Below are 4,282 nucleotides of genomic sequence, written 5' to 3' on the forward strand. Positions count from 1 at the left end.
AGCCCATCTGATCGACGCCTGCCTCACCGAGACCGGACTGATCATGGACGGCTGAGCTCAGCAACAGCCGACATCACGCAATCAAGTTCAGTAGCCGTCGCTGAGAATCCAGCCGGCGAGCGCCTGGAGATCCGTGTCGGAGTAGGTGCCGATGCTGCCACCGGGCGTCAACGACGGTCTGTGTCCTCGCCGCGTCGACGACTCTTCTGCCCGGCGCGGAGCGGGGACCGAGGTCTGAGGCGCTGTGCGGCTCGGCGGATCGTCGGCCGCGCGGACGACGTCCTGCCAGACACTGACAAGTCGGTCCGTCTCGGCCTGGGGGTCGGCGAACCAGTCTGCGGCCCAGATCCGGTGGAACTGCCATCCGAGCCGTTCCAGATGCGCCTGGCGGAGCCGGTCACGGTCTCGCGCGCTTACTGTGCGGTGGTAGCGGTCGCCATCCGTCTCCACGGCGAGCAGCATCTGGCCGGGCCGTTCGGGATGAGCCAGCGCGAAGTCGATGCGGTAGCCGGAGACGCCCCATTGTGGGACGGCAGGAACGCCTGAGGACCGCAGGGCATCCAGCACTTGCCGTTCGAACGGGTTCAGCTCGTACGTCTCCTGGCGTCCACCCGACCGGGTGAGGTCACCCTGGACAGCGCAGTACTCGAGGAACAGGCGCAGCAATTCGGGGCCGCGGTTCTTCGTCTCGGCGCGCGGGCCGAAGTCGTGGTGGGAGAACGAGCTGACGACTGTCATGCGGTTGCGTGCACGCGTGATGGCGACGTTGAGCCGACGCTCTCCGCCTTCGTTGTTGAGCGGTCCGAAGCGTTGGGCAAGCCGGCCGTTGGCGGCCTTGGCGTACCCGATGCTGAGGATGATGGCGTCGCGTTCGTCACCCTGCACGCGTTCGAGGTTCTTGATGAAGAAGCGGCGGCCGGGGCCCGCCTCGGGGCTGAAGTAGTCCTGCAGGTCCGGTTGCGCCTCGAGGGCTTTGCGCAGGGCGAGATCGATGCGGTCGGCGTGCCGTTGGCCCATGGTGATGATGCCGAGGCTGAGGTCGGGGGTACGGGAGGCGTGGTCGAGGGCCAACTCCACCACCCGCTCGACCTCCTGGGGGGCGGAGCCGTCCTGGCCGGGCAGTGCGTGCCCGTCGACGACCTCCAGAAGGATCGGACTTTCGACGGCGGTCCCGGGGAACGTGACGAGCTGGTCGCTGTAGATCTCGCGGTTGGAGAAGGAGATCAGCCTCTCGTCACTGCTCCGGTAGTGCCAGCGGAGGGTGTGGACGCCGGGCAGCCGACTGCTGAGCAAATCCAGGAGCGACTCGAAGACGCCGGGATCGTTCCCGTCCTCGTCGTCAGCGTCCTCCTGGCTGTCCGTGCCGCTCAGCACGCGGCTGAAGAACGAGGTGGGCGGCAGCTGGTTCCGGTCGCCCGCGACGACGACCTGGCGACCCCGCATGATCGACGTCATGGCGTCGTGCGGCAGGATCTGGCTGGCCTCGTCGAAGACCACCACGTCGAACAGCCGGGTGGCCGGTAGCACCCGGCTTACCACGAGCGGCGACATGGCCCAACAGGGTTTGGCCGCCAACAGCACGTCGGGGGCCTTGGCGACCAGTTTGCGCAAGGGCAAGTGGCGCGTCTTGCGGGCGGCCTGGTCGCGGACTACGGCGTTCTGGTCACGGTGGGTATCGCGGGCCTTGCGCAGCCGGGCCGCCACGGAGTACCGCACGCGGCCGGCATTGGCGGCCATGTGGGCGCTGTCGGTGCGGCGGAACTGTGTGACGGCGTGATCGTGTTCCCGTCCGGTGAAGGTGCGAACGTGCTGGGAATGCATTTTGATCTCGTCGAGAACGGATGACCACCAGGCGTACTGGAACCGGTCGACCACTGCCTCTGGCGTGGGGAGGCTCTGAGTCAGCTCGTCAAGCAGCGGGCCAAGACCGGCGGCCTCCAGGCGGTCGGTCAGTTGGTTGAGTTCGGGCATCTGGTACAGCGTCCCGCGGTCGGCGTCGAGTTCTCGTACGATCTCGGCCACCTCATCGGCAGGCTTCTTCGCCCAGTCGTCGACACCCGCGCAGAGGGCCACTGCGGCGAGCCGGTCGCGAAGCTCGATGAAGTTCTTCAGTGTGGCGCCGAGCTCAGGGACCGCGGAAGGCGGTGCGCCGTCCACCGACACACTCTGCCAACGGGTCCGTTGCTCCTGGGCCTGGACCAGCCGGCTGTGGAGGACCTGGCGGTCGCGCAGTCCGTCCCGATGGATGGCCATGGCCTCACGGACCAAGGAGCGTCGCTGCCACCAGCCGATGGGCTGCCCGTGCTGTTTGCGCCAAGCCCGGTCAGCGGTAGCGGCGACGAACCGGTTGAGCTGCGGTCCGAAGACCTCCGGGGCGAACTCCTCGAATGTGCCGGACACGGCCTGCAGGAGGCCCAGCAACTGCTGCCAGCCGTGGACGTCCTGTGCCTGGCACAACCCTGCTGCGGTGATGAGTGTCTCGATCTCCCGGCGCGTGTCCAGGAAGGCCGTGCCCGCCAACTGGTCAAGTCGTTCGAGGACTGGACGGAGTTCCGCGACGTCCCGTACGCGGGTGCGCGCCCAGGGGGACTGGCCGCGCCGAATCTGCAGCCCCTTTCGGCTGACGAATTTGTGCAGGTCCCGCTCCACCTGTTGCCGTGCAGTCAGGTCCAGTTGCTTCAGGACACCGTCGCGCAGGCGCCAGCGGGTCTGGCGCTCGGGCGGAATTCCCGACAGCGCCGCCATGGCCTGGTAAGCGCTGACTCCCCACGGAGACCGCGGTTGGTGGAACTCGGCAACATGTCGGCCGGTCTGACCGCGGAAGTGCTCGAGTGAGGCGTGCAACTGCTCAGGGCTCGGCGGCAGCTCCTGGCCGGACCGGTCGAGGGTCTCAAGAAGCTGTTGGGCCAGCTGGCGACGGTTCAGCTTGTTCCCATGAAGATCGAGAACGAGTCCGTCGAGGTCGACCTGGGCGAGTCGGTCGGTGACGGCCTCGATCGCGGCGCGCTTCTCCGCGACGAAGAGGATGCGCCGTCCCTCAGCAGCCAACGCGGCGATGAGGTTGGCGATGGTCTGGCTCTTACCCGTTCCGGGAGGGCCCTCAATAACCACATGTCGGCCTGCCAGCACGGCGCGGATCGCCTGTTGCTGAGAGGCATCGGCATCGTGGACGAGGAACTCCTCCCGCGGCGGGATCTCGCTCCCTGCGGGAGGGCCCTCCGTGTCCTCCAGTAGCGAGTGGGCCGCCGTGCTGTCACCAGCGATGGCGGCGATGACGGGGTGCTCGGCGAGCAGCGAGCCAGAGTTCTTCAGGTCGTTGACCATGGGCAGCCGGTCGAAGCTGAAGGCCCCGACCACAAGGCGTTCCTCGAATGACACGGACAGCCCGCTCCGACGGAGGGCCTTGGCGAGGAGGTCGTACACGGCGCGCACCCGGGTACCCGGATCCGTCTGCTCCTCAAGCGTGGCCGATGCCTGGTCGGCCAGTTGGTCGAGGTCGGCGTCCAGGCCGTACTGGCGGTTCAGCGCGTAGAGTAGGACCGGATTGATCTCCGGCTCGCCGTCGACCTGGAGGACGAAGTCGTTCTCGGTGGCCGTGCGCGGCTGGATCGTCAGGGGCAGCAGCACGAGGGGAGCACGCAGCGGGAGAACGATGGTCGTGCCACGTGTCTTCGGCGGGTCCACGTTCAGCAGTCCGCAGGCCAGGAGACCGGCCTCGACACCTTGTTCCTCGTCCAGTTCCAGGATCCGGCGCCGTAGGTAGCGTGCGCGAAGGCAGGCGGATTTGTGATCGGACGGATCGGGGACGAGGCTCGCGAGCCGTACCTTCCGGCCGGTCAGTAGCGCGTGCTGCTGCTCGGCGGAGATGGCGGTCAGGTCGAGGCTGCCAGTCTTTGTGTCCTTGAAGTGCAGCAGTGTGTTGCGCGGTCCGAGATCAATGAGTTCGTCGGCCCATCGCTGAGCCTGGGAGGCCACGGCCTCCTCCCGCGCGCGAGTGGCGGTGCCGTTCACTTTGCTACCCCTCTGTCCGAGCCTCTTCGTAAGCCCGCCTGGTCGGTAGGCGAACGCACCAGAGTACGAGCTCTGTTGAGAGGAAGAGGAGGAATTCGGAGCTTGAGCGGAGATCACAGGGAGCGCATAGGAGTGTTGCTCGCGCGTAGGCGTGCGCCCCGTGCGCGTCGTCGGGAAACTGAACCGCCCCGGGTTCGATAGAGACCTCAGCTTGTGGTTGTGACCTGTGGTTTTGCAGTTGTGAGGTGGTAGGTGTTCTCGTACTCGACGG

The 4,282-nt window shown here is 67.0% G+C and carries 1 protein-coding gene; it reads right to left on the reverse strand.

The window, feature by feature from the left end:
• Positions 1–87: 87 nt before the first annotated feature.
• Entirely contained in the window at positions 88–4,011 is a 3,924-nt protein-coding gene (locus AB0J08_RS41105; RefSeq protein ID WP_360645170.1) for an AAA domain-containing protein, read from the reverse strand.
• Positions 4,012–4,282: the final 271 nt, after the last annotated feature.

Source organism: Kitasatospora sp. NPDC050463, from assembly GCF_040655255.1.
Classification (GTDB): Bacteria; Actinomycetota; Actinomycetes; order Streptomycetales; family Streptomycetaceae; genus Kitasatospora.